The 26,298-nt window shown below is 55.3% G+C and carries 18 protein-coding genes; 5 read left to right on the top strand and 13 right to left on the bottom strand.

The annotated features are described in order from the left end of the window. Positions 1-202: 202 nt before the first annotated feature. The 9 genes from ACFOET_RS08580 to ACFOET_RS08540 form a co-directional block, all read right to left on the bottom strand. Complete coding sequence (locus ACFOET_RS08580) at positions 203-6,670, bottom strand: Ig-like domain-containing protein (protein ID WP_379021587.1); 6,468 nt, start codon at positions 6,668-6,670, stop codon at positions 203-205. Between the two features lie 14 nt (positions 6,671-6,684). Then, positions 6,685-7,869 carry a tail fiber domain-containing protein gene (locus tag ACFOET_RS08575; protein ID WP_379021585.1) on the bottom strand — a complete coding sequence of 395 codons (1,185 nt, stop codon included), beginning with the start codon at positions 7,867-7,869 and terminating at the stop codon, positions 6,685-6,687. Between the two features lie 386 nt (positions 7,870-8,255). Next, entirely contained in the window at positions 8,256-9,536 is a 1,281-nt protein-coding gene (locus ACFOET_RS08570; protein ID WP_379021583.1) for a Gfo/Idh/MocA family protein, read from the bottom strand. Next, positions 9,533-10,459 (bottom strand): sugar phosphate isomerase/epimerase family protein, encoded by a 927-nt coding sequence (locus ACFOET_RS08565; RefSeq protein WP_379021581.1) that lies wholly within the window; start codon positions 10,457-10,459, stop codon positions 9,533-9,535. Before ACFOET_RS08565 ends, ACFOET_RS08570 begins: the two co-directional genes overlap by 4 nt. Next, entirely contained in the window at positions 10,452-11,426 is a 975-nt protein-coding gene (locus ACFOET_RS08560; protein ID WP_379021579.1) for a glycerophosphodiester phosphodiesterase family protein, read from the bottom strand. Before ACFOET_RS08560 ends, ACFOET_RS08565 begins: the two co-directional genes overlap by 8 nt. 2 nt (positions 11,427-11,428) lie before the next feature. Next, on the bottom strand, positions 11,429-12,964 hold the full coding sequence (locus ACFOET_RS08555; protein WP_379021577.1) for an arylsulfatase: 1,536 nt from the start codon (positions 12,962-12,964) through the stop codon (positions 11,429-11,431). A 4-nt stretch (positions 12,965-12,968) separates the two neighbouring features. After that, positions 12,969-14,603 carry a RagB/SusD family nutrient uptake outer membrane protein gene (locus tag ACFOET_RS08550; RefSeq protein WP_379021575.1) on the bottom strand — a complete coding sequence of 545 codons (1,635 nt, stop codon included), beginning with the start codon at positions 14,601-14,603 and terminating at the stop codon, positions 12,969-12,971. Between the two features lie 28 nt (positions 14,604-14,631). Next, entirely contained in the window at positions 14,632-17,931 is a 3,300-nt protein-coding gene (locus ACFOET_RS08545) for a TonB-dependent receptor (protein WP_379021573.1), read from the bottom strand. 184 nt (positions 17,932-18,115) lie between these two features. Then, positions 18,116-19,255 (bottom strand): FecR family protein, encoded by a 1,140-nt coding sequence (locus ACFOET_RS08540; RefSeq protein WP_379021571.1) that lies wholly within the window; start codon positions 19,253-19,255, stop codon positions 18,116-18,118. Between the two features lie 194 nt (positions 19,256-19,449). On the opposite strand from ACFOET_RS08540, the gene ACFOET_RS08535 reads away from it, so the two are divergent. Continuing rightward, positions 19,450-20,034 (top strand): sigma-70 family RNA polymerase sigma factor, encoded by a 585-nt coding sequence (locus ACFOET_RS08535; protein ID WP_379021569.1) that lies wholly within the window; start codon positions 19,450-19,452, stop codon positions 20,032-20,034. A 170-nt stretch (positions 20,035-20,204) separates the two neighbouring features. Here ACFOET_RS08535 and ACFOET_RS08530 read toward each other — a convergent pair whose 3' ends face one another. Beyond that, positions 20,205-21,110: a LysR family transcriptional regulator gene (locus ACFOET_RS08530; RefSeq protein WP_379021567.1), complete on the bottom strand. Its 906-nt coding sequence runs from the start codon at positions 21,108-21,110 to the stop codon at positions 20,205-20,207. 113 nt (positions 21,111-21,223) lie between these two features. Between ACFOET_RS08530 and ACFOET_RS08525 the strand changes: the two genes are divergently transcribed. Beyond that, entirely contained in the window at positions 21,224-21,826 is a 603-nt protein-coding gene (locus tag ACFOET_RS08525) for an NAD(P)H-dependent oxidoreductase (RefSeq protein WP_379021565.1), read from the top strand. Between the two features lie 116 nt (positions 21,827-21,942). Here the strand turns inward: ACFOET_RS08525 and ACFOET_RS08520 are convergent, their stop codons facing one another. Together ACFOET_RS08520 and ACFOET_RS08515 are read right to left on the bottom strand one after the other, a co-directional pair. Further along, positions 21,943-22,719: a glycerophosphodiester phosphodiesterase gene (locus ACFOET_RS08520; protein WP_379021563.1), complete on the bottom strand. Its 777-nt coding sequence runs from the start codon at positions 22,717-22,719 to the stop codon at positions 21,943-21,945. A gap of 113 nt (positions 22,720-22,832) precedes the next feature. Further along, positions 22,833-23,120, bottom strand: coding sequence for a hypothetical protein (locus tag ACFOET_RS08515; RefSeq protein WP_379021561.1), 288 nt, complete (start codon positions 23,118-23,120; stop codon positions 22,833-22,835). 312 nt (positions 23,121-23,432) lie between these two features. Here ACFOET_RS08515 and ACFOET_RS08510 point away from each other — a divergent pair, with 312 nt between their 5' ends. Both ACFOET_RS08510 and ACFOET_RS08505 read left to right on the top strand, forming a co-directional pair. Then, complete coding sequence (locus ACFOET_RS08510; protein WP_379021559.1) at positions 23,433-23,774, top strand: YciI family protein; 342 nt, start codon at positions 23,433-23,435, stop codon at positions 23,772-23,774. A gap of 46 nt (positions 23,775-23,820) precedes the next feature. Then, complete coding sequence (locus ACFOET_RS08505; RefSeq protein WP_379021557.1) at positions 23,821-25,065, top strand: RNA polymerase sigma factor; 1,245 nt, start codon at positions 23,821-23,823, stop codon at positions 25,063-25,065. Here the strand turns inward: ACFOET_RS08505 and ACFOET_RS08500 are convergent. After that, positions 25,026-25,622, bottom strand: coding sequence for a peptidoglycan recognition protein family protein (locus ACFOET_RS08500; RefSeq protein ID WP_379021555.1), 597 nt, complete (start codon positions 25,620-25,622; stop codon positions 25,026-25,028). The genes ACFOET_RS08505 and ACFOET_RS08500 overlap by 40 nt on opposite strands. Here ACFOET_RS08500 and ACFOET_RS08495 point away from each other — a divergent pair. Then, a complete protein-coding gene (locus ACFOET_RS08495) occupies positions 25,621-26,265 on the top strand; it encodes a DUF488 domain-containing protein (protein ID WP_379021553.1) in 645 nt (214 codons plus the stop codon). The two genes, ACFOET_RS08500 and ACFOET_RS08495, sit on opposite strands and share 2 nt — an antisense overlap. Positions 26,266-26,298 lie beyond the last annotated feature (33 nt).

The following is a 26,298-nucleotide window of genomic DNA, read 5'->3' as shown; positions in this document are numbered from 1 at the left end:
TTGCAGACACGGCCTAGGAGACGGAAGCACAGCGCCCCGGATCCAGACGTGGAGCAACAGGCGTAAAACCCTTCCACCACCACCCAAAACCAATCTTCCACCCCCTCGGTTTTACGACTGTTGCAGACACGGCCTGGGAGACGGAAGCACAGCGCCCCGGATCCAGACGTGGAGCAACAGGCGTAAAACCCTTCCACCACCACTAATACCTCAGCACAAAGTACCCCTTCCGGTATTCCGTGCTGCCACCCGAGCGCAGCTCCACCACATAGAAGTACGTGCCGGCCGGCAGCCGCTGCTGCCCCGTGCCGATACCGCGGAACGCCAGCCGGTCGTTGTCGTAGCCGATGGCCTCCCACACGATGGTGCCGTTGCGGTTCAGCAGCGTCACCTTGTTGTCCGGATAATCCCGGATGCCCTCGATCATCAGGAACTCGTTGATGCCGTCGCCGTTGGGCGATACCGCCGGGTGCACGCGCACCGGGAAGTCCGACGAAGGGTCCTTGACCCGTAGCGTCACCGTCACCGGTTCCGCCGCCTCATGGTTGGCATCACCCGCCTGCGTGGCCGTGATGGTCACCGTGCCCAGGCGGTGGATGTGCAGCGCCGTGCCCTCCAGCGTGGCCACCTGCCCGTCATCGACGGCCAGGCTTACCGGCAGGCCGCTTGAGGCCGAAACATCCAGCGAAAGGCTGCCCGCATCGCGGTTTACCGAAGCCGGCGCGTTGAAGGTGATCGACTGCCGTGCCTGATGCACCGTCAGTACCTGGCCGACCTCCGGCCGGTTGCTGTAGTTGCCGTTCTCCGGCACCGTCGCCGTGATCATCGCCTCACCCGCGCCATTGATGCGGATCAGCCCACCGGCCGTGATCTCCGCCACTGCGGTATTGCTGCTTGCGTACTGTATTTCCTCACCGCTGCTGGCGCTCGCCCCGGCGGCGAAGTCAGAATCCCCGTAGGTTTTCGCTGAAAATACCGGGAAAGCCAGCGTCCGTGTCGCCGGCGTGATCCGCAGTGTAGCGGTCAGCACCAGCGTCTCATAGTTATCGCCGCTGATGGTAGCCGTCACGTCCTGCGTACCGACGTCCGTGCGGCTGTTGCCCGCATAGCTCACTGACGCGCCCACGGGCAGCGGGCCCACGACGGCCAATGATTTGGCCGTGCCGTCATAGACGAAGCCGCCGTCCGAAAGCGTGATACCCGTGATCGTCTGGTTATACTGTATATCCAACACATTGGATGCACCGTTTCCATTGCCGGCGATATTGAAGGCCGCATTGGCCGGAACCGAAACCAGCACCGCACCTCCGGCTGCCGGTGTCGCAAGGAACGTATAAGTTATATTGTCTGTCGTCTGGAATTCTCCCAATGTGGCATTCGCCACGGTGATATCATCCAGCGCAAACCCGGTCACCACCTCGCTGAAAGTGGCTATTACCACGAACGGCGCAGTCACCGGCGATACCGCCTCGGTGGCCAGTACAACACTTGGCTGCGTCGTATTGACCAGCACCCCGCCGGTATTGCCCACGTTATTCAGTTCCGTCACCGCATCGTTGCCTGCCACATCCCGTATCGTGCCGCCGTCCGGCACGATGGAACCGCCCACGGCGATGCCGTCCATATCATGATCGCCCGCACGTACCGTGTAGCTGAATTGCAGGGCATCGCTGCCCGAGCCACCGGCATAGGCTGCCCGCACGGTAGCCGTCCCCACAGTGAGCTCCATATAAGGTGTGCCCGCGTTTTCATCAACCGTTACCATTTTGCTGAAACTCACCGTGAAGTCCATCATGTCCCCTTCGCGGTAATAACCGCCGGCCGGCACACCCACCGAAGTCACCACCGGAGCGATGTTGTCTACCACGGTCACCGTGGCATCAGCGCTCGCCCGGTTGCCATTCACATCGGTGACCGTCAACGTCACGGTGTTATCGCCCAAATGGCTACGATCGAAGCCGGTCCGGTTAAGCGTGATGGTCGCAATGCCGCACGCATCCGAGCTGCCGTTGTTGATATCGGCCGTGTTGATGCTTACCGTTCCGGACGCATCGAGGTACACCGTGATGTCCCGGGCAGCCACTGCCGGGGCAATATTATCCACCACGGTCACCGTGGCATCAGCACTCGCGATGTTACCGGCTGCATCGGTGACCGTCAGGGTGACGGTATTGTCTCCGGCATGTGAACAGTCGAAATCATATTGGCTGAGCACCATGCCGGCAATTCCCGATGCATCCGCACTGCCGTTGTCGATATCCCCTGCGGTAATACCAGCCGTTCCCGATGCATCCAGGTAAACCGTGACGTTCCGGGCAATCACTGCAGGAGCCGTGCCATCATACTTTAGGCTCAGGGCATTGGAAGCCGTATTATCATTATTACCTATATTCTGGGCTGCGCCCGCCGGTACCTGTATCGTCACGGCACCGTCCGCCAAAGGCGTTACCTGTACCGTGTACATAATATTGTCAGCGGTTTGCAGGTTACTGAGCGTAGCGTTGGTGGTGGACAGATCGCCCGGGGAAAAGCCCGTTACCGCTTCGCTGAATACGATGCTCACTGCAAACGCCCGGTTGGTTGGCGATGCGGCAGTGGTAGACAGGGTAACGGAAGGATGTGCCGTGTTGACAAGCACACCGCCGGTACCTCCTGCGTTACTAAGCGCCGGCACCGCATCGTTGCCGGCAGCATCCCGAAGGGTGCCGCCGCCCGGCACGATACTGCTGCCCAACGCAATGCCGTCCATATCCATATCACCACTTTGGATGGTGTAATGGAATACCAGTGCGCTGGTGCCAGAACCGCTCACATAGCTCGCCTGCACTATGGCCGTGCCGATCGTTACCTCCAGGTAGGGCGTGCCACCCGTGGTATTCAACGCCACGTTCTCGCTGAGGTTTACGGTAAAGCTGAGGATATCCCCTTCCCGGTAATAGCCGTTTACAGGCACAGCGACCGATGTTACCGTCGGTGCCACGCCATCGATCACGATATCGTGCTGCCCTGCCAGGGAACTGGGGCTGCCGGGGGCCGGAAGCGTCAGCACCGCATCCAGGGCGGAGCTGTTCCGTATTGTGGCACCGTTAAGCGCCAGTGCCCCGGTAGAAGTGTAGTCCAGGTCGGCACTGATATCGCCCGCCTGAACGGTATAGTTAAACGTCAGCGTATTGGATTCCGATCCGGAAATATACGCAGCCTCACGGTCCACACTGCCGGTCTCCAGCAACAGCGTTGGTATACCGCCTGAGGTATTGACGAACACCGGTTGGTCGAACGAGACCGTCAGCCAGATGATGTCTCCTATTTTATACAATTCATCCGGACCGGGTGCATTCACGCCGGTGATTCGCGGATTGATGGGATTGACGGTAATAGCGATTACATCGGTATCCGTCTGGTTGCCGCCGGCCCCGGTCAACCCGAGATCATCGGAGACAATCTGCAGGCTCGCCGGGCCGTTGTAGCCGTCCATCGGCATGAAAGACAATCCATTCAGTGCAAGGTTGATGTCTGCTATGGTGCCTTCGAACTCCATCGTTTCATCAGCTGTGCCGTTACCTATTATGAAGGTCAATCCCGTGGTACCTCCCAGCTTCAGCAGCCCATTCGTAGCCGTCAGCGAGACCAGTATACTACCCCCTCCCGCATCCGCATCCGAGACGGAAATCGCATTGCCGTTGCCCGTGCTGAATACCAGTACCCCGTCCTGGTCGACCGACTGTGCGCCCGGAACCGTATTCACAGGGGCATCGTTTACCGCCGTTACCACCAGCGTTACCGTTACAGTATCCTCCTGGGATCCACCCGATCCCGTGTTGCCGTTATCATTGATATTCACGGTCAGCACCACGTTTGAAGTCGCATTCAGCGCAGTGGTGTATGTCACGTTACTTGAAGCAATAAAGGCATTGATATCCGCCATCGTGCCCGTGATCGTCAGCACGGAGGTTCCCGATCCGCTGACCGATATGCCGCCGCCGCTGGTCGCCGCAAGCGTACCGCTCGGCACCGAAAAGGTAGCGGTTACCATACCCATTCCGGCATCCACATCCGAGAAGCTGATGCCCGTAATGGCACTGGCTTCATCTTCGGTAACCGTTATCGAACCGGGAGCCGTTATCACAGGCGCATCGTTCACCGCTGCGATCTGCAGGGTCACTGTACCGGAATCCTGCTGGGCCCCGCCCGGGCCGGTGTGGCCGTTGTCGTTTATTTTCACCGTCAGCGTTACATCCGCCGTCGCGTTCGCTGCGGGCGTATAGGTTAGGCCACTCGCAGCGATGAATGCGTTGATGTCTGCGATCGCCCCGGTCAATATCAGCGCGCTGCCCGTACCGCCGACTGTCACTCCCGATCCGCTGGTCGCCGCCAGCGAGCCCGCCGGAACCGAGAAAGTCGTCGTGACCGGTGCCGCCCCCGCATCCGCGTCGGCAAAGCTGATGCCCGTGAGGGCAACGGATACATCCTCAACCAACGCTATGGTTGCCGGTAGGGTAACCACCGGCGCGGTATTCACCGCTACCACGTTAACCGTCCGTGTTGCCGGGGCGCTGTTATCTACGCCATCGCTTACCGTAAAGCTCACCGTGCGTGCCGCGGTATTCGGCGTCGCGGAGGTATTGCTATAGGCCACCGCCCGGAGTGCCGCCTGCCATTGCACCAAAGTCGCCGTTGCTCCCGCCGAGGTGAGCGTCAGTGAGCCGATACCCGCATTGTAGCTGCCCGCGATATTGCCCATCGTTAAACCATTGTTGGTAAAACCCAACACATCCTCGCCCGCCTGAAAGTTTCCGGCTATCGCCACCACCGCCGAAGCCAGCGTCTCGTTGTCCAGGTCAAAGACCGAAAGCCCGTCATCGACCGCCACCGGCTCGGGGGAACCGCTTACCGGTTCGGTGAAAGTGGCCAGGCCACCGGAGGCCGTGAGCTGCGGCGGGTGATTAACGCTCTTGGTCACGTTATCCGTGGCGGGGTTTCCTTCGTTGCCCGCCGGATCCGTGAGCGTAACGCTCACGGTCAGCGTGCCGTTGGCCAGGCCGGACACATCGATGCCCGTTATCTGCTCACCGGCGTCGGCGACCGTACCACTGCCCGAGATCGGCGTACCTCCTCCACTGCTGGTTATCGTATAGTCAAAGGTGGTATTCACTTCTGCGCCGCTGAAGGTGAAACTCAGGGCAGATTGGTTCACCAGCGTGATCTCTGCTTGGTCGATGGATACCGTATAGCCATCGGGGATATCGGTATCCACCAAAATGGTTAGCTGCGTGGCCGCGGTATTGCCGTTGCCCGCCGCATCGGTAAGGCGGCCCGCCGCTACGTCAACTGTGGCCGTCACTGTCGTGTTCGCGGTGGGGACGAACGTTGCCGTATAATCGGTGATGCTGCCAGAAAGACCAGACAGCGTGCCGCCCGATACCGTCACATCACCGGCCGAGAAACTCGTTACCGGCTCACTAATCGTAAACGTCAGCTCAGCGGTTTCACCAGCTTTCAGCGCAGTCATGTCACTGCTGATATATAATGTAGGCGGCTCCGTATCGATCACGATGGTCAGCGCTGCCGAGGCTACGCTCATATTACCTGCGGCATCCGTCGCCGTGGCGGTCAGTTCATGTGGACCATCGGTCAGTGGCGTACCCGGCGCAAAGGCCCACATGCCACTACCATTAGCCGTGACAGTCCCCAGTACGCCGTCGGCATCCGATGTAAGTCTCACGGTACTATTCGCTTCCGCGGTTCCCGTTAATGTAGGTGTATTGTCGCTAGTGATGCCGTCGCTGTTGCTTGTGCCTGTATCCGACGCCGGATCCAACACCGGCTGCGAGGGAGCATCCGGCGCCTCGCGGTCTACCGCGTGTTCCTCCCCCGAAGTAAACGCCGCCACATAGCCGTTGGTACCGTTGCCGTTGCCCTCGGTATCCGTAATTCCCGAGTTGGCCTTTACATCCAGCCGCAGGGCACCGGTGCCGGCGATATTGTCAACGGTTACCGTTATCGTATTGGCGTTTACCGGTGATATGCTGGCAATCGTTCCACTGGCCGTTCCGCTTGCGGTGATTGAGAAATCCGTTATCGAAGCATTTGCTGGCACCTCATCAAAGACTACGGTAAACTGGACCGCTTCCGCTGTGGCTAAAGGCGTGCCGCTCACTTGGATTGCTGTTACCACCGGCGGCATCACATCGGCCGCCAGGGCACTGAGCTGCTGTAGCGTCGTCGATGTTTCAAAATTATATTCCGCGAATCGCTCGCTTTCGATCACCACCGTTTGGGGAATCAGGGTAAATGGCCCGCCTTCCTCCGGGGCATAGATCAACCTCAGGTTACTGGCAGGCTCGCCACTCAGCATAGCGTCCGTATACGGGAACCGCAGTATACCCGTGTATGCGAACGGTGCACCAAACACAAACACCTGGTTTACCGAGGGGCTCCCGGCATAGTCTACCGGGTCGTCAGACTTCCGGAGCTGATTTTTTGTAAACGTTATTTCTGCTGCGGGGTTAAACGTTAGGCCTTCTACTGAAAAAAGCGTGTTCGGCTTAACAACCACTTTACTGTTGATTACTGTAAATTGCGCCTGTGCCGACATACATCCCAGAATGCACCAGCCCAACGCAACGAACATCTTAGCGCTTAACCACGCAAAGGGATAACTACGTTTCATGCGTATATTTTAGGTTATTCGGTGGGTATCCGAGTATCTTTCGCCGCGTCTGCTATTTGTTGCTCGAGTGCGGTCATCCGTACCAGCACGGCTTCCAATTGCGCTTTCAGCTGGTCGTTTTCCGCTTTGAGCGTAGCCGTCCGTTTTTCAAGCGCCTGGATGGCGGCCATGTTTACGCCATCGATATCCACGGTATTGATGGTCGTGTCGTTACCCACGCCATCCAGCTGGAACGCCGTATGGAAGTCCTGCGCTGTGGGGCCGATGTGCTGTTGGTCGGTCGGCTGGCTCTTGTAGTTCCAACGCGTCACGGGAATCATCGCAACTTTTTGTAAAATCGATTCGACGTCGATCTCCTGAAAATTCTCCTTCTTATTGCGGTCGCTCACGCTGCTCCACGAGCCGCCACCGGCGACCATTTCCACACCTGAAGTGAGTCCTTGGTTGGTAAACAGCCGATATCCTCCCGCAAATCGCATGGTCATCTGATTATTAGCAGTGGCGTATACACTGTCGCTCGAAAAACTGGCCGAGGCATCCCCCAACACCATAGCCCCCTGCCTGCGAGCTGTGCGTGCATTTTTGCCGATCGCCACTGAAAACTGTCCGCTCGCACTGTTTTGTAAACCAATCGCCACCGCAAAGTTGCCGTTTGCAATCGATGGGCCGATCACAATGGAAGCCAAACCACCGGCTATGGATGACGGCCCCATCGCCAGTGCATCATCGTTTGTCGCCTGAGCGCCCGATCCGATCGCTACCGCCCCTATGCCCGAAGCCGTGCCGTTAAAGGCAAACGCCCGTTCGTTACTGGCTGTACCATTATTTCCAAGTGCGACGGACTCGTTGCCCGATGCGGTCGTAGCCAATCCCATGGCAACGGAATTTGCACCAGCAGCGCGGGTGTTGCTTCCTGAAGCAAACGAATAGTTCCCCACATTATTGGCATTCCAATACGTACTACCGAAACTGCCAACATACCCTACCCGGAAGGCCGCCTTTTCAGGATACCACATCAGGCGGCGACCCTCGCCGCTAATCGGTGCTATGCTGGAGGCTTCTACGTCGCCAACCTTGGTAAACGCCACCGCGCTGTCGGCCACATGAAGACCTGTTTGCGGGTTTTCAATTCCGATACCCACCTGGGCATTCGCATACAGGCAGCCGCTGGCCACCAAAAAAAGTAGAGCTTTTTTCATGAGTGTTGTTTTAGTATCTACACGGTAAGGTTGTTTACGCCAATAGCGTATTAAGCAAAGAAACCTGGTAGATGGTTATTTATCTTAGTCTTGTTTTTTAATCCGTAGCGTATGTTTTTCTGGTGCGGCAAAAATAATACGTCAAACGTAAAAAGCGAAGCTTTCACTAAGTTTTTTTCGTAAACGTGAGTTACCGCCAATTTTCTGGTTCCAATGCAAATACTTCCTCTACCGTGGTATCGAACACCTTAGCGATTTTTAGGGCCAGCACGGTAGACGGCACGAACTTTCCGATTTCGATGGAGTTGATGGTTTACCTAGAGACGTTTACGCGGAAGCAAAACAGAACTGAGAGCTGCATCAGGTCGAATAAAAACATCATTCGCTTAGACCCAGCCGTTTTGCCATCCACGTGTCAACAATGCGTCGGCCATGGGATCGTCCGCAAAACGTTCGCGTGTGGGATCCCAGATCAGCGCCCTATTCAGCCGATAAGCAATATTGCCCAGTACACAAACCGTATTGGTCCGATGGCCGGTCTCCGGGGGGCATATGGTAGGCGAGCGGTGCACAACCGCATTCAAGAAATCCACGTAATGATTATCACTGTGGTATACTCGCTCGGCGTTTTCCCGCAGCACGGTGCTCGCCAATCCAGACGGATTCGTCTCCAGCTTGCGGCGTTGCACCCGTAATGACCCTTCCGTGCCCCCGAAAACCACATGCCGGCCCGGCTCATGATCGCGCTGAACCATCGTCACCCCGCTGGCATACCGATACATCAGCTGCGGCTTCCCGTCAATTACCTGCGGTTCTACCGACACCGGTCCGCTCCCGTCCATGTCCAGCGCCCACTGAGCGATATCGAACATGTGCGCACCCCAATCGGTCATATCGCCACCGCCAAGGCCCTCGTAGTACCGCCACCGTGCCCATAGCGGGTCGCCGGTAACCGGCGCAAGCTCATGGTTGAAGTGCACCGGCTCGTTTGGCCCAAGCCAAAATGACCAGTCGAGGCCGGCAGGGATCGGCTCTTTCGGTAGGTCGTAGGGCTTAGGCGGCCCGCCGATGTTGACGGTGACACGCTGAATGTGGCCCAGAACTCCATTACGCACCAAGTTTACTGCCTGCCGGAATTCCTGCGCCGAACGCTGCATGCTACCCGTCTGGAATGCCACATCATAGCGGGCGGCAGCGTCGACGATAGCCCGCCCCTCACCCACCGTCAATGCCAGCGGCTTCTCGCAATAAATCCCCTTTCGTGCCCGGGCTGCGGCGACAGCCATCACCCCATGCCAGTGATCCGGCGTGGCGATGACCACCGCATCGACGCCTTCCATCGCCAATAGCTCGCGGAAATCAATGAGCGAACGGCAGGAAGCCGCTGTTTGTCCCGCATAGCTGTCCAACTGCGCGACAAAATGCGCCAGTTTCGCGCGGTACACTTCGGCACAGGCAACAATTTTCGCCCGTCCGGTCTTCGCAAACGAACGCTGCAGCGACAGCGCCTGCCGTCCACCACCGATAAACCCCAAGGTCACCTGATCGCTCGGGGCGTGGTAGCCACGTCCGCCCAATACGTGCCGGGGTAAAATGGAAATGCCAGCTAAAGCAGCGGCCTGTTTGACAAACGTTCGTCGATTGGTATGCGTTGCATTCGAATTCATTTCGAGCTATTTTGATTAAGGGATTCATAGCAATAATCCAGGCACTGCCTGATCGCGACCACGGTTTCGCCGCCTTCATATTCATATTCGATACATGCCGGTATTGCCCACTGTTTGCGTTGTATCAGCTGTAAGATTGCGGCAAGCGGTGTATCACCCATACCAAAAGGCACGCGGGCACCTTGGCCTTTCAGGCGGTCTTTGAGGTGTATACTAAAAATGCGCTCATGGTGCGCTTCGATAAATGCCAGCGGATCGTATCCGGCCGCGGTGAAATGCCCCGTGTCCAGGTTAATACCGATGTAGTCAGAGCGTCCGGACAGCCCCCGGAAAAAGCTTTCCGGCGTTGCAAACTCGTTCGGATCGTGCACATTCGCATGGTTATGCAACCCTACGCGGATGCCGTACTGCTGCGCGCATTTGTCGACCCGCGGCATCACGTTCACCGTAGCCGAGCTGTTGATCGTATCGACGCCCAACGCCACGGCGATCCGGAAAGCCAGGTCCAAGTCGTGGTCGCTTATCCCGTCTTTGAATGTGGCGTTGTATGCCACCATGCGGATGCCGGCCTGCCCGAGCAGGTTGCGGATTTCGCCCAGCGCCTCCATTGCCACGTGCTGGCGCCATTCGGCCAGGCCGCGCCGGCTTTCAGCCTGCTCCTCGGCCGAGAGACCGCGCCGCCAGCGGTATTCCCACGGCTCAACATGACCTTCCCACAGCTCACAATGGCCGATACCGAGCTGGCTCATCGCCGCTACCGCCTCCGTAAACGGCCGATCCCGCAAGCTATAGGTCTGCAACCCGATGATGGGATTGCCGACGGGAGTGCCGGCGATCCCCCGTACTGCCCCGCGCAACAAACCACCCACTAGCAGCTGGGCGCCCCCCGCCAGCAGTAATTTAGCGGTTGTGCGTCTATTCATGATCGGTCGGTTCAACAGATTCACTTTTCGGGGCAGCATCCCAGACAGCCTGTACCGCCATTCCCGCCTCCGACGCCAGATCCGATTCCAGCATAGCCACGCCACCGGCTACCAGTGCGCGGTATCCTGCGTGCAGCTCAGCCCGCGAAATCCGCCCCCTGGCATACGCCCGGTCCAGCTCGAACGACGTACCACGGGCAGGCGTTACGCCGACCGCCTGCAAGCCGGCGATCACTGCCGGGTCCTTTGGGGGCTTGTGGCCCACGAAAGCCACGATGTTTTCCATCGGCACGCCCGCTGCCTGGAATTCGGCCAGTGCCTCCAATGAAGGTACCATCACCTCCATCATGATCTCCGGATCAAAGCGGTATACCGCAACCGCATCTTCTACGCTATACACAATCAGCATGGCGTGGGTCTTTGCATGATGCGCCACGAGCAACTTGGCGCGTTCAAGCGCGGATATACCCTTCTGGTCAAGAATCAATACAGTTTTCCCCTTCGCCCATTCGAGCGCTTCAGCCAAGGTATTCACACCGAAAGGCGTGGTCCGGCCGTCCACATCTTTCAGGTAAAGCTGGCGCAATTCGGCCAACGTATGGTCGATGACCTTTCCGCGTCCGGTGGTCATGCGCGACAGGGTATCGTCGTGCAGCAGCACCACCTGCCCATCTTTCGAGTAGCGCGGATCGATCTCCATAAACGCTGGGGTATACGAAAGGGTCCGGGCAAACGTATGGATGCTGTTTTCCGGATAGCCGGGTGCAGCCCCGCCGCGATGGGCGCTGATTAACACCGGCCGATCGGGCTGGTACCTTAGAAAACTTTTCAGCTCATCGGGCTGTTTAAAATCCATGGTATGCATCGGTTCCTGCGCGTTGCCGGGCAATGCTTCGACCAAGAGCAGCAGCAACGCCATGGCGAGCGGACGGAAAGTATAGTTAGCTATTAAATCGTATCGTATCATGGTCAAGGATTTGGGTTACTTTGAGGTGTATCTGGGTTCCAAGCGGGCCAAGCCGCCCGCGCACGTGTAGCAAAATATTGAGCAGCCCGGTGCACCAGTTGGGGGTGTTGGGCCGCGATGTCGTACGCTTCGGCACGATCCACATGAAGATCGTACAATTCGATGGGGCTTTGCCCCTTGTGCGCACGTGTATTTTTACGGATGGCCTTCCAACGGCCAAACCGTACAGCCTGTTCCCCTCGGCGCTCCATAAACTCCCAGTACAGGAATGTGCGGGCCTGTTGCTGTGCCGAGTTGCCGCTAAGCACCGGCCAGAACGAAATGCCGTTAATGCCGTCCGGTGTCGGCGAGCCGCCAGCTTCAAGAAAGGTGGGCAACAGATCCCAAACCGCCAGCGGGTGGTCCGACCGACTTCCGGCTGGGATTTTTCCCGGCCATGCGGCGATAAACGGCACGCGGATACCGCCCTCATGAAGCGAACCCTTGCGGCCGCGCAGTCCCCCGCTCGCATCGAAGAAATCGGGGTCGGCCCCACCACCGGTAGCCGCCCCATTGTCTGATGTAAACACGATCAACGTATTGTTGAGCAACCCATTTTCCTCCAGCGCCTGCACCAGTTGTCCCACATACGTGTCGAGCAGCGTAATCATCGCCGCATAGGTCGCCCTCGGCGTCGCATTCGGCAGGTATCCCGGCCCGGTGTAAGGCTTATCATCAAACTTTCCGTGGTAGGGCTCCAGCGCACGTTCCGGCACCTGCAGCGCCATGTGCGGCAAGGTATACGCCATCTCCAGGAAAAACGGACGGTCGCGGTGGTTGCGGATAAACCGCAACGCCTCCGCCGTCATCGTATCGCACGCGTAAACGGTGCCCCGGTAGTTCGCGTAGCTTGCCGGATCCTTCGGGTCGGCACCTTCCGGCAGCCGTTGGTGGGCGCTGGCTACCGCACCAGGAATCGGCTCAGACACCCCATTGCGCCACAAGTGGTCCGGATAGTAGTTATGCGCCTGTTTCTGGTCGAGATACCCATAGAAAAAGTCGAACCCTTGTCGATGGGGTTCGCCGGTTGAACCCGGCCCACCCAGTCCCCATTTGCCGATCAGCGCCGTGGTATAGCCCGCCGCCTGGAGCACTGTGCCAATTGTCACCGTGTTGGCGGGCAACGGAAGCTGGCCGAATTCCTCCCAGTTCTCGAAACTACCTAACTCCAGGTTCCCCCGTACCAGTCCATCGCCGGTATGCATCCCCGTCATCAAACTGCCGCGAGTAGGAGCACACACCGGATTGGCATAAAAATCCGTCAGCACCATACCGTTCCGTGCCAGTTTGTCGAGGTTCGGCGTCTGGATGAGCTGTTGCCCGAATGCGCCGATACTTCCGTATCCGAGATCATCCGCCAAAATAAACACGATATTGGGTTTGTCAACCTGTTGGGCCGCTGCATGCTGCGCGTCCACCCGCAACGCCGCGCCCAGGGTCAGCATGACTGCCGCCAATACGTCAATCCTGCCTTTTCTGTGTTTTAAAACCTTTTGCATCGCCTTAATAATTATTCTGTTCCAGTTTCGGATTCTGATCAATGGCATCCTGCGGGATCGGCATCAGGTAATTCTTCGATGGATCGAACGTAATCGTGCGCACGTTCACCTTTTCATAGTTCAGGTTATCGCTGCTGCCCGTGATTTTCATGCCCCTCACCGGTTGGCTGAACACCTCCTCGGCTGCCCGCCAGCGCAGCAGGTCGTAGAAATATTTACCTTCGAAGGCAAGTTCCACCCGCCGTTCACGGCGGATGCGGTTTCGCATCTCCGTTTGGTTAAGCCCTTCCGGCAGGCGCGGCAGATTGCCCCGGTCGCGGAGTGCGTTGATGGCTTCGTACACGCTTTGGTCCGGCCCATTCGCCTCGTTCTGCGCTTCGGCGTAGTTGAGCAATACCTCTGCGTACCGATAGATCACTGCATTCGAACCATTCAGGTTATTGTTCAGCGGCATCAAGGTAGGATCGAGCAATTTTCGGAGCCCGTAGCCCGTCGGATTGCCATTGCCAGATACGGTGGGCGTAAACTCGTTGTAATTGTTCGGAATGCCCAACCGCGTGTAGTACGTACGGCCCTGCCACGGTACGCCGTCGTACAGAATGGTGGCATAAAACCGCTCATCGCGGTTGTCGTACGGCTTGTCCGGATTGAACATCGCCGAGCCTTCCGCCTCCGTCTTACCGTCTTTGAATTCAAACTGGTCCACCAGGTTCTGCGAAGGTGACATGGCCGACCAGCCCGATCCTTTTTCCGCCCATAATGCCCCCCAGAATTGGTGGGTACGGATATTCCGGATCACCGGCGCGTACTGCACGTCAAAGATGATCTCCTCGTTGTTTTCATTTTCCGGCAGGAAAATTCCGCCGAAATCCGGGAACAGCCGGTACACCTTCGATTCCATGATTGCCCTGTTGGTTTCGGCAGCTTCCGGCCATTGCCCCGCATACAGTTGGGCCGCTCCTTTTAGCGTCATGGCTGCCCCCCAGGTGGCACGCCCCACGTCAGCACCGCTCCACGACTCAGGCAAGTCGTCCGCGGCCAGACCGGCCTGCTCCACCAGGAAGGCGACGCACTCCTCATACGTATTACGTGGCCGGAAAATCGCGTCGCCCTGCGTCGTATTATCCAGTACCTCAACGATGAGTGGCACACCCCCGTAGAGGTCGATCAATGTTTTGTAAAAATGGGCCCGAAGGAAAACAGCCTGCGCCAACAAGACTTTCTTCTGGCTTTCATCGAAGGAGGCCTGCTTCACCTTTTCGACAAACAGGTTGCACTTGCGGATGTTGGCATACATCATGTTCCATGTCCGGTCAAAAATCGGGTTGGACGGATTGTAGCTGTTGTTATCAAACAGTTGCCGCGAAGGTATGCCCGCTACGGGACCGGATACCGCGTTATCCGTAAAATTGTCGAGCGGATCGTTACTGATCTGGCTGGGCAGGTGGAGCCACGTGCCCACGATAGGCCCCGCGTTGAGCGCATCGTAGATATCGTTCAATACAAAGCCTGCGGTCGTCGGAGACTCCCAAACGACGGCGTCACTCAGCCGGTCGGTCGGCGTAATCTCCAAAGCGTTCTCACTGCAGGCACCGGTGCACAGCAGTGCAACGGCAAGGATATAATGTGTTGGTTTCATCTTCTTTATGGTGAAATTCCCGTTCCAATTAAAAATTAAGCGACACACCCAGCGTATAGACCTTTTGCTGGAAGTAGTAGCGCCCCCGGTTCTGGCTCATTTCCGGATCGATGTGCTTGAATGACGAAAACGTCAGTAAGTTCTGGCCCGATAGCGACAGTCGCGCCTGCCGCACCGCAACACGCGCCAGTACTGACGGCGGGATGGAATACCCCAGCTCCAGCGTTTTCAGTCGTAGGTATGAACCGCTCCGAATCCAAAACGACGATGTCTGCTCGTTGTTGGTCACCGGTGCCGGCGTAAGGCGCGGAAAATCGGCACCCGTATTTTCGGGGGACCAATAGTCGAGCTGATAGTGCGCCATGGTAGCACCGTTGAAGAACGGGTACGCCAGATCGCCGGCCAGGTAAAGGCTGGCATTGCCCGCTCCCTGAAACAACGCGTGCAGGTCGAACCCTTTCCAAACCATCATCGTGGTGACTCCGTAAATGATTTCCGGAAACTGCGGCTTACCGATAGCCGTTTCGTCGTTGATATCGATGCGGCCATCGCCGTTTAGGTCGCTATATTTGATATCGCCCGGGTACACCCGTCCGTAAGTCGGCACGGGCAACCCATCCCGCAGGTTACCCTCACCATCGAAATCCGCTTGCTGGTATAGTCCGTCGTCCTGCAGCCCGAATCGGGTATTCCATGGCCTGCCCGTGCGGCGGCGGTTCGGATTGTCATAGGTCGCCTGATTTTCAAACGTCTGGATGACTTTATTGCTCGCATACGAAAAATTACCCCCCACCTGAAATGCCAAGCCGCCACTGGTATTGTGCTTATAGTCTACGCTGAACTCCAGTCCGCGGCTTTCCATTTCGCCCGCGTTGACCTGGGCGATACCAATGCCGTACTCAGTTGGCACGGTCGTAGCCGGCGGCATCAGCATACCCGTCCGGCGTTCCAAAAAGACGTCAAAGGTGGCTGAAAGTTTATTGCGAAAAAACTGCGCATCCAGTCCCACATCGGTTTTGAGGGCGGTTTCCCACGTGATGTTGGGGTTGGCCTGTGCCCGTTCGAAGATGCCCTGCACCTGAGTGGGGTTGGTACCGCCAAACACGTATCCGCTCTTGATGCCATAGGCCGTCAAGTATTGGAATGCCGAGCCCGCCAGGTTGCCGGATTTACCGTGCGACGCCCGAAGTTTCAGCTCACTTAGCCAATCTATCCGATCTTTAAGGAAATTTTCCTCCGATATGCGCCATCCCGCCGAGAAAGCCGGAAAAAACGCATAGCGTTTACTGGGAGCAAAATAGTAATGACCGTCATACCGGCCCGAAACACCCAGCAAATAACGGTCGTTGAAAGCGTAGTTTAGCCGGTATACCCAACCTTCCTGTGCCCACTGTGCAGACGAGCCGTCGTTGTTGAAATCGGCCCGATCGCTACTGCCTTGCCCGATCTCGTCGAGCGGCACCGTATAATTGATGCGTGATGCACTGAGACTTCCATCGGTACCCTTCCGGTTTTCGTAGACCACGAGTCCATCGATGTTGTGGCGGCCTATCGTCTTCTTATACGTCGCATACAGCTGGATGGTCTGGGCGTAGCGCTCATCTACCCCCTGCTCGAGCGTCGGCAAATTAGGACCGGTCTGCAGCGGCACGAAATCATTATTGCCGTCAAGCCCATAGAAGGTAAGCGGCAAGCTCCACGTTTTGCGCGTATCGAACACCTTTCGGTACGCGTAAACACCGCGCAAGGTGAGCCCGTCGGCAAACGGTATCCGCTGTTCAATTTCCGCTCGCAGGTTGGTTACGTTATTGCGCTCGCGGTCGTATCCGCTGTCATAAATCGACGGCAGCACCGCATGGGCCGGCAGACCGTTGCTGTATTGAATCGGGAAGATAGACGGTGTTTCCTTCGCCGTGGAAAAGAGCGATGCCGGCGCCACACCGGCCGGCGCATTGCTCGCGCCAGCCACCAGATTTACGTCGATCAGGAATTTCGTGGTTTTCGTCACATCGGCATCCACGTTGGCCGTCACGTTATAGCGGTTATAATCGATGGTTTCGACCACCCCTTCCTGCGCCAGGTAGCCACCGCTTCCAAAAAACCGGATACGCTCGCTACCTCCGGTGAATGTCAGGGAATGCTTCGTCATCGGCGTATGCTTGCGGACCAGCTGCCCTACCCAATCCGTATTCGGAAAGCGGTCCGGGTCGGAGCCATTGCGGTACAACTCCAATACCTCGGCATCAAAGGGCTCGGCATTGCCCACATTGGCATTTGCCCGGTTGAGCGTAGACGCGTAATCAAACGCATTGAGGTATGTCGGAATCGCCGTTGGGGTTTGATAGCCATAGTACCCATTGTAGGCGAAGGAAAAGGTGCCGGCCTTTCCGCGCTTCGTGGTGACCAGCACCACGCCGTTTGCCCCCGCTAGCCCGTAAGGCGCCACAGCCGCGGCATCCTTAAGTACGGTCACGGTTTCAATGTCATCCACGTTGAGCAGGTTATAGTCCATCGGTACGCCATCTACCAATATTAACGGCGCCGAACTTCCCGTGGTGTTGATACCCCGTATCCGGATGGTTGCCTCATCGCCGCCCGGCGCTCCAGAATTGCTTCGCGCCAACACACCTGACACGCGCCCCGCCAATGAGCTACTCACGTTGGCCACCGGTGCCCGTGCCAGCTCAGCACCCCTTACCGAGGCGATGGCCCCCGTTACATCCGCTTTGCGCTGCGTGCCGTAGCCCACCACGACAACGTCTTCCATGCTGATCACCTGTTGTTGGAGGACAACGTCGATCGTTTCCCCGCCTGATACGGCAATTTCCTGCGCCAGATACCCGGTGTAGGAGACCGTCAGCACGGCATCCTGCGGAAGCCCCGGGAACTGAAACCGCCCATTAACATCAGTGATCACGGTACGGTCGCCCCCTTTGTGGCGCACCGTCGCCCCGGCCAGGGGTTGTCCTTCCGCATCGCGCACCATTCCGCTCACGGACTGTTGCACAGCCTTCGCCGCAGCGGGACCGGTCAGTGGTGCTGCCTTGATCACCACCGCATTGTCAGCGATCGAAAACGTAAGTGGCTGTCCATCAAAAATCGCTGTAAGCACCTCAGGCAGCGGCACACTTTGCACTTGGATGGTCACCGGCGGTACTGCCTTGATCAGTTTGGCATCGTAGAAAAAATCGTACCCCGATTGCTGGCGTATCTTCTCGATCAGCTGCCGCAACGGAATGTTGTGCTCATTGAGCGTCAATGGTTGTGCATGCGTGCGGGCAGTAACCTGCAGCACGGCGACTAAAACAAAAACTATTGTAGCTTTCATGATTAGTAAGCATTTTCGGTACAGCGGTAGGGTATCGTGTCGCGTACCGAATGAATATAAATTCATATCTTTGGATGTTTGAAGTGGAATAAAATTGTTCGCAATCGATTTAAGGAAACTTCCAAGCATCTGCCCGGGGGCGCGCCAACGCTTCCGGGTTTTTTGGTAAGTTCCCCACGTGTGGTTATTTTTTCAGCACGGTGATCCTCCTTCCTTTTCCTGTTGATTGTTCGATTTGGAACCGCAGCTGGTCTGTCCGTTCCATAATGTTCAGAATAGTGGATATACGCTCAGCCTTAGACACCATTCCGCCGAAGGTGAGGTCACCGAAGTCGCCCTTATAGTCGACCTCCGCATCGTACCACCTGGCCAATTCATCCATGATATTCCGGATCGGGGTATCTTCGAAATAAAAATACCCCTTTTGCCACGCCATTACTTTTTCCAGGTTAGCCGGCACGACGGCAAATGAACCATCCACGCCTGCAACGGCCTGGTCACCGGGTTTCAGCACGCGGCTTGCCGCACCGCGGTTGAAGGCCACGGAGCCCTCCAAAAGCGCCGTTTCCAGTGGCAGGTCATCATACGCCCGGATGTTGAACCGGGTACCCAGCACATTTACTACCGCATCCCGCACGTTTACGACAAAGGGGCAGTCTGCATCATGTGCCACTTCAAAGTAGCCTTCGCCTATGAGCTCCACCTCACGTTTAGCACCGTGGAAACTGGCTGGGTACGTCAACCTAGAATCGGCGTTGAGCCATACACGCGTACCATCTGGCAACGTAATGGCATAGCGTCCTCCACGGGGTACCACCAACTGGTTAAGGGCGCTTTCACCTGCCGGTTGCTGCCCCGAGTACACGATTGAACCTTCCTTGTCCTTACGGATCTGCACGCCATCTTGGGTCGCCAGCAGCCCCTGTCGCTGTTCATCCAGCAGGATCGCCCTGCCGTCGGCTAGGATCAGTTGCGCGCGGTCATTACCCGGTTCCAGGTCGGCCAATACGGCAGTCACGGGAGCCACTTCCTTTGGCCAATCGCTTGCAGCCAACCACCACGCTCCCGCCAGGCAGCAGAGCAATGCAATGGAAGCTGCCGCATAATACCAGTGTCTAAGCCGTCTTACAGGGCGTGCAGCTGTTGATATCCCGGCATCGATGTGTGCTTTCATCCGACGCTTCAATTCGATTCTGTCCGCATCGGGCAATGTCGGCAGTATGCGTTCACTTTCGCCGTGCACACGTCGAAATTCCTCTTCATCCAGGCGATAGCCGGTCAGGAACTGCTTCAGGATGCGTATGAATCGCTGGTCGGGGCGCATAAATTCTTGTTTTTATATAAAGACAGCGCGATGCGAAAATCTCCCATGACTTTCTTACTTTTTTTCAGCCAGCAAAAAATTTGCATCCGAATAACTCAACATTTGTCATTGCACACACTTGGTTGTAATCCGCCGCGGCACGCGGAAACTAAGTTTGGTTTCTTAACATCTTGTTAACAGCAAGTATAAGCGCGATGGACAGTTTTGCAAGGATGGCTTTCGATAGATCAACGGACGACGAAGACAAGCGGCTATGGCACCTGATTCAAACCGCAAGCTGCCATGCTTCGTTTGATCGCCTTTACGAAAAATATTGGGCGTATGTTTTTGAGCTCGCCTACGCCCGTACGAAAGATCTCAATCTGGCCGAAGACATCACCCAAGGGCTTTTTCTTCGTCTTTGGGAAAAGCGTCAGTCGCTCCAAATCACCAACATCCGAAGTTACCTCTTTATTGCCGTAAAGAATGGCGTACTCAACTGGATCAAGGCTGAACAGCGGAAAACGCCGCTAACGGCCACCTTGGCTGAGCTCCAAGAAGCCGATACAGCCACGGACCATTCGCTTCTTTACCAGGAACTGTTATCAATTCACGATGAGCTCATCGACCGATTTACGCCAGCGCAACAGGAAATTTATCACATGCGCTTTCGCGATGACCTTACCACCAAAGAAATTGCCGATAAGCTGGGCATTTCACGCAAGACGGTTCAAAACCAGGTACACCTTTGCGTTACCAAACTCAAAAAAGCACTTTCCCTATTGTATACGATATTTTAAGTTGTCTTATACCAGTTGAAAAAGCCGGTAACTGGCAGAGAAGCGCAAGCCAACGAAGTATAAACAGGAAGCTTCATTAACACGTCGGCACACGCCACATCCATCGGAAAAGGCGAGGATTCTTGCTGCGCAAATATTTTCCAGCTTCGGGATTTCTGCAGGCCCTGACGCTAAGTGTTCTCCCATTTTTCGCGGAATAATTTTTCCAGCATGCTCAGCTCGTTCTCGTACATTGTTTTCTTCCTTGTACCGAAATACAGGATATTCTCCACCGGCACGTCGCCAGACCATATCCACTTGATCTGTCCGGCATCGATCGCCTCCCGGCAGAGGAACTCCGGGATGATGGAAAAGCCCGTGCCGGCGCTCAGACACCGGATGATAGAGCAGATATTCGGCACGATGTAGTTCGGGCGGAAATCGGGATGCTCGCCGAAATTCTTTAACCAAAAAGTTTTCAGGTGTTCCATATCAGCCGCCGTGCTGTACCACAGCTGGTGCTTGAGGTATTCGGCAACCTCCGGCCACCGGCTATCTTCCAGCAGCACCTCCACCGGGGCGGTATCCGTATCACTACCGGCGACCAGGATGATACGTTCCTTTGAAAATGGTACATACTGCAGGTTTTTCTGGCTTCCTTTCTGCGGGGTAATGATCAGATCCAGCAAACCGTTGTCCAGGTCCCTTTGCATCTGCGGATATTCCCCGAATTTAATGATCAGGTTAAACGGCAGGCTGGCGATATGCTCCTCCAGCGTATACTGGAACGTTTCGAAACACATGCCTACGCTGATCGTCGGCCGTTCGGACTGCGCACGTTTGTGGAAAAACTGTTCGGCCGCTTCCAATTTGCGCAGCGGCTCCAGGATAACATTATAAAGCATTTTACCTTTTTCGGTGGGCACCATGCGACGGGCGGCTCGGTCAAACAGTTTGCTGCCGGTATAAGCCTCCAGCGAATTGAGGTGCAGGCTTACGCCCGGTTGGGAAACGTACAGTTCCTGCGCTGCGGCGGAAAGGGTTCCTGTTTCGTAGATCGCCTTAAAGGTGCGAAACCATTCCAGATTCAATTGCATATCTATAATTATTATGATACAAATATACAATTTAAGTTATTTTAATAATAGACATTACTTACCCATCTTTGCATCAGTTTGTAAAGACATAAAGCATTATAAAGACATCAAGCATGAAAAAAGTATTTATCATAAACGGTGGGCAGCACTTTGCTCATTCCGGCGGGGCATTCAATACAACGCTTACTCAATGGACCGCCGCCCTGCTCAGGGAGCGTGGATACGACGTCCGCATTACCGATATCAATGATGACTATGATCCGATTGCCGAGGCAGCGCACTTCAAGTGGGCAGATACCATCATCTATCATACCCCTATCTGGTGGTTCCAGGTACCGAACCGGCTGAAACGGTACATAGACGAGGTATTTACCGCAGGGCATAACAACGGCATTTATGCCAGTGACGGGCGCTCGCGGAAAGACCCCGCGATCAACTACGGTACCGGCGGACTGATGCATGGCAAAACCTACATGGTGACTACCAGCTGGAATGCGCCGGACACTGCCTTTACGCTAGCGGGTGAGTTTTTCGATCAGACCTCTGTGGATGACGGCGTGCTTTTCGGTTTCCATAAAATGAACCAGTTTACCGGCATGGCACGTATTCCCGGATTCCACTTTCACGACCTCGAAAAAAACGCCACTTCTGAACGGATCGAAAATTACAGCGTACAATACCGGCAACATCTCCACACACATTTTAATGGACAATAGTATGCAAACTGTATTTTATCTTCAGTCATTGCTGTTTGCCATGGAAAGCACCGGAAAGTTTTTTACTGCACCCACGCCAACTTGAGTTGCGGATTCAAAAGGTACTCCGCTACCGGTTACTTTATAAAAAGTCGATCAAACTGACTATCCAGCTGGACGTACCGGACGCCCAGCGACTTGAGGTGTTCAGCTACCCCGCGGTAGTGTGCTGTTGTCTGATTAGTCCTGGCGTTCAACACCCCTACCACCATCACGCCCTGGGCGGTTGCCCACCGGAGGTCTTCCGCGGTGGGGTTGGCAAACAGGTAGTAATGAGACGGATGGTAGTCCGCCCGCTGTTGGTAGGTTTCGATCTGCTGCCGGGTACAGCTGAGCCTAATCTTGCCCCGGAAGAAGTCGGTGACGGCTGCGGAAGGGATGATTAGCGCCGAATCGCGCAGGGACCGCGCCTCGAGCATGCTGACCAGGGCGCGGCATGGCCGCAGGTCATCGCCGCGGATCTTCCAGTCGATCATCACCTGCATGCCGTAACGCCTGCAGGTATCCAATAGGGTCTCCAATCGCTGCACGCGGTTGCCACGGACTGAAACCAACGCGTGGAGTTCGGGCCAGGTCATCTCGCCAACCTCCCGATCACTGTTGAAATACCGCTTCAGATGCCGGTCGTGATGGGCTACTAAGACCGAGTCGCGGGTCATCCGCACGTCCAGCTCGACCATATAATAATCGCGGGCGGCTGCGGCAACCAGCGACGGGAGGCTGTTTTCTTCCAGCGTGTCGTTGACCACACCGCCGCGGTGGGCGATGAGGCGGTATGGCGCATGCTGCGCCTGTAGCAGCGGCACTGCCGCACACAGGAGAAGCAGGCAAAGGAAATGGGTTTTTACGTTCATAGATATAGCGGATTCTGAACTAGCACACCGTAACTTTTGTCAATTTTGATCTGCGGCAGCGGGAGGAAATAATTCCTCGGCCGCTGGAAGTTTATCCGTCCGAAGTCTGCGTGTTACACCGCGTCAGGGTCTTCCAATAGTTCAGCGGTGTCTACCCATCCAAGGCGGTCCCAGCGCACCAAGTCGAAAAACCGCCGGTTTTCGCCGCCAGCTCGAACCTCGTGATCATGTTCGATGTAATCGGCCACGGCATCCTCGGCCACGGTTATCTGGCTAACATATTGATTCGCAAAATACAGCAAACGATCATACAGCAATTCGAACAGCTGCTTTAAGACGCTTTCATCGCCCATATGCAGCGACTCGGCAATAGCACAAAGGGTTTCACTGTCGATTTCCATATCCTGCCGATCAAAATCACCGCAAAGCTAGCATTCGAATATTAAGACAAAATGAAATGTAAGCCCGGTTCCTCCTCCACATTATACATTGGTTGAACCGATTGCCCACTATACGGGCAACGCCTTTCCAAGAACAAGGGAAAATCACACAGTCACTCCCCCGAAATACTCCGCGAACCGAAGGTCAGCAAGACCGCAGACTAATACGGTGACAACAATAAAAAAATCTTATGTTTGAGTGTCCCTTTCGACGGGAGCAAATTGTTATTGGGGTGTAGTTCAAACAATACGTAACCATTTAACAACAACAAAATGAAAGAGTACATTCTTCTTTTCAGGCACGAGAACATGAACGGAAAGGTTTCACCCGAGCAAATGCAGCACTGGATGAAACAACAAATGGAGTGGGTGGATAGCATTGCTGCAAAAAACAAATTTGTGGGCGGTACCGGGCTGTTATTTGACGACGCCAAAGTCGTCAATCACCAAAAATTCGTAACCAATGGTCCCTTTGGCGACATCAAAGAAACGCTCGGCGGCTACATTGTCGTCAAAGCGGAATCGGCAGACGAAGCCGCTGAATTTGCCAAAGGCGCACCCATTCTACAAGGAGAGGGCAATACGGTAGAAGTCCGTCAAATCGTAACCCATTAAAGCCAAAGTAAGCTCCCGATTCTTCGGGAGCTTATTCGTTAAAAAAATGGATAAGACCGATATCATTCCGCACCTGTTCAAAACCGAATATGGTAAAATGGTGGCTGTTCTCAGCAAAACCTTCGGTATGGAATACCTGGAAACCGCCGAAGATGTGGTCAGCGAAACGTTTCTATCAGCACTGAATACCTGGCCATACAAAGGGCTGCCCCCAAACCCCACCGCCTGGCTTTATACCGTAGCGAAAAACAAATTGAAAAACCACCTGACACGAAAACATACACTCCACAAAATCGTAAGCGAGCAATTAGCCAATACCCATCGATTTGATGAGACCTCGATCGACTTTTCGGACAAAAACATCTCGGACAGCCAACTGCAAATGCTTTTTGCGCTGTGTCATCCGGCCATTTCAACGGAAGCCCAAATTTGCCTGGCGTTACGCATACTTTGCGGTTTAGGATTAGGTGAAATAGCAGACGCTTTTCTATCCAACAAAGAAACCATACATAAGCGCTTGCAGCGGGCAAAAGAAAAACTCTATGCCGCCAAGATCAAGCTCGAAATGCCCGATGAACATGAAATCCACAAACGACTCGACAGTGTGGTCCAAACGATCTACCTGTTGTTCAGTGAGGGCTATTATTCGGAAAGCAACAATTCCATTATTCGAAAAGAACTTTGCGTTGAGGCATTCAACTTGGCCTATTTATTATTAGATAACCGGCTTACAAACAACCACACAACCAATTCGTTGATGTCGTTGATGTGCTTTCACGCCTCCCGGTTAGACGCGAGACGTTCGGGAAATGGCGATACCGTTTTATATAACGATCAAGACCGCGCCCGCTGGGATACGGAATTCATCGAAAAAGGATTTTATTATCTGCAGCAGGCATCCCAATGGGATATCTCGTCACCGTATTACATCGAAGCAAGCATCGCTTATTGGCATACCGTTGACAATACCCACCCCGATAAGTGGACCTGCATATTGAAGTTGTATGATGCTTTGTTACTGGTAAAACCCGCTCCGGTTGTAGCGTTAAACCGAATATGGGCATTTTCAAAGGTGCATGGAAACCGGGCTGCCATACCAGAGGCCGAGCAGCTCGGCCTGCATACCAATCATTTCTATTACATCCTGTTAGCGGAGCTTTATAAACCCGTTGATGCAACTAAAACCACCGAGTTTTTGACAAGGGCGCTTCACCTTTGCAAGACAGACACCGAAAAGGAAATGATACGCCATCAATTGTCCATCCGCTCCTTCACTTCATCGACCACATAGCCACTTTTGAAGTACGCATAGATATCCTCCCCCGGGCAGGCTGTTTGCTGGCTATGGTCGCGGTGGGTGGAGATAGCCGTGGGTGATATCTTATATTTTATGCACGAGTCAACCAACAGGTCGATCAGTACCTGCAGGAGCTTCTCGTCCAGCTGTTGCTCGTTGTAATTTCCCAGAAAACAGATGAGCAGGTGCCCTGTGGGATCATAGTCGGTATTCGTTTCCCCCATGGTCAGCGGATTCCGCCCTTCGTATACCGTTCCATCGGCGGCAATCAAGAGGTGGTAGGGTATATCAGCCCAATTGCGGTCGGGCCCCATGCACCAGCGCTGGATATTGTTCAGTCGCTGCCTGGCATCATCCGACGGCATCAACCGCTTTCCCCCTTCGTGGTGAACCGTAATCTGCACCGGTACGTGTTGCTTAAACGGCTTCGCGGGCTGGGCCTCCCAACTGCTTCGCGGTACGATCGGCACCGTGTCTCGCCGGTCCGTAGGCTGGCCGTGGGCCCAGATCGCTACGGCGAGCATCAAAAACAAGGCAACGCTATTTTTCATGGGGCAAGTTACTTTGGCAGCCCAAGGTAACCAATATCAGGCCAAGCTCCAAACGTGTACCGAACAATCTGGCTTATTATCGGTTAACTCATTTGTGAAGCCATCCGATAAACAAGTTGTTTACACCATCGGACATTCCGATCATCTGCTGGACGAATTTATGGCGATGCTGCAATCCTTTTCCATCAAAAACCTGGTTGATATCCGAAGGCTTCCGGGCTCGCGTAAGTTTCCGCAGTTTGATCAGGGTAACCTCGAACGCTCCCTGGCGGAAAGCGGAATAGCTTATGTACATTTAAGCGGACTTGGTGGCAGGAGGAAAGCAAACAAAGACACGCCAAACAACCGATGGCGAAATGACTCGTTCAGGGGTTATGCGGACTATATGGAAACCGAAGCCTTTGAACAGGCCGCCGCCCAACTTGAACGGCTCGCTTTGCAACATCCAACCGCATACATGTGCGCCGAAGCCGTTTGGTGGCGTTGCCATCGCGCTATGGTATCTGACTACCTCAAGGCCAGGGGCTGGACAGTGCTGCATATTATGGGGCCGGACAAATGCCAGGAACACCCATATACGTCACCCGCCAGGATCGAAGGCGATCGAGTTTTTTATTCAGACGAAGATTTGCAACGCCGATAAAAACTCCTCATCGGCGCTGACAAAAAGGTGACT

Source organism: Parapedobacter deserti (assembly GCF_042646065.1).
Taxonomy (GTDB): Bacteria; Bacteroidota; Bacteroidia; order Sphingobacteriales; family Sphingobacteriaceae; genus Parapedobacter; species Parapedobacter deserti.
Note: the sequence above shows the minus strand (reverse complement) of the source record. Positions and strands in the feature narration are given on the sequence as shown.

Excerpts from the sequence above, each read along its gene's own strand:
- ACFOET_RS08495 (WP_379021553.1), top strand. The coding sequence starts at position 25,621 with ATGGGGCAAGTTACTTTGGCAGCCCAAGGTAACCAATATCAGGCCAAG.
- ACFOET_RS08520 (WP_379021563.1), bottom strand. The coding sequence starts at position 22,719 with ATGAACGTAAAAACCCATTTCCTTTGCCTGCTTCTCCTGTGTGCGGCA.
- ACFOET_RS08555 (WP_379021577.1), bottom strand. The coding sequence starts at position 12,964 with ATGCAAAAGGTTTTAAAACACAGAAAAGGCAGGATTGACGTATTGGCG.
- ACFOET_RS08545 (WP_379021573.1), bottom strand. The coding sequence starts at position 17,931 with ATGAAAGCTACAATAGTTTTTGTTTTAGTCGCCGTGCTGCAGGTTACT.
- ACFOET_RS08530 (WP_379021567.1), bottom strand. The coding sequence starts at position 21,110 with ATGCAATTGAATCTGGAATGGTTTCGCACCTTTAAGGCGATCTACGAA.
- ACFOET_RS08535 (WP_379021569.1), top strand. The coding sequence starts at position 19,450 with ATGGACAGTTTTGCAAGGATGGCTTTCGATAGATCAACGGACGACGAA.
- ACFOET_RS08550 (WP_379021575.1), bottom strand. The coding sequence starts at position 14,603 with ATGAAACCAACACATTATATCCTTGCCGTTGCACTGCTGTGCACCGGT.
- ACFOET_RS08505 (WP_379021557.1), top strand. The coding sequence starts at position 23,821 with ATGGATAAGACCGATATCATTCCGCACCTGTTCAAAACCGAATATGGT.
- ACFOET_RS08580 (WP_379021587.1), bottom strand. The coding sequence starts at position 6,670 with ATGAAACGTAGTTATCCCTTTGCGTGGTTAAGCGCTAAGATGTTCGTT.
- ACFOET_RS08570 (WP_379021583.1), bottom strand. The coding sequence starts at position 9,536 with ATGAATTCGAATGCAACGCATACCAATCGACGAACGTTTGTCAAACAG.
- ACFOET_RS08525 (WP_379021565.1), top strand. The coding sequence starts at position 21,224 with ATGAAAAAAGTATTTATCATAAACGGTGGGCAGCACTTTGCTCATTCC.
- ACFOET_RS08560 (WP_379021579.1), bottom strand. The coding sequence starts at position 11,426 with ATGATACGATACGATTTAATAGCTAACTATACTTTCCGTCCGCTCGCC.
- ACFOET_RS08565 (WP_379021581.1), bottom strand. The coding sequence starts at position 10,459 with ATGAATAGACGCACAACCGCTAAATTACTGCTGGCGGGGGGCGCCCAG.
- ACFOET_RS08510 (WP_379021559.1), top strand. The coding sequence starts at position 23,433 with ATGAAAGAGTACATTCTTCTTTTCAGGCACGAGAACATGAACGGAAAG.
- ACFOET_RS08515 (WP_379021561.1), bottom strand. The coding sequence starts at position 23,120 with ATGGAAATCGACAGTGAAACCCTTTGTGCTATTGCCGAGTCGCTGCAT.
- ACFOET_RS08575 (WP_379021585.1), bottom strand. The coding sequence starts at position 7,869 with ATGAAAAAAGCTCTACTTTTTTTGGTGGCCAGCGGCTGCCTGTATGCG.
- ACFOET_RS08500 (WP_379021555.1), bottom strand. The coding sequence starts at position 25,622 with ATGAAAAATAGCGTTGCCTTGTTTTTGATGCTCGCCGTAGCGATCTGG.
- ACFOET_RS08540 (WP_379021571.1), bottom strand. The coding sequence starts at position 19,255 with ATGCGCCCCGACCAGCGATTCATACGCATCCTGAAGCAGTTCCTGACC.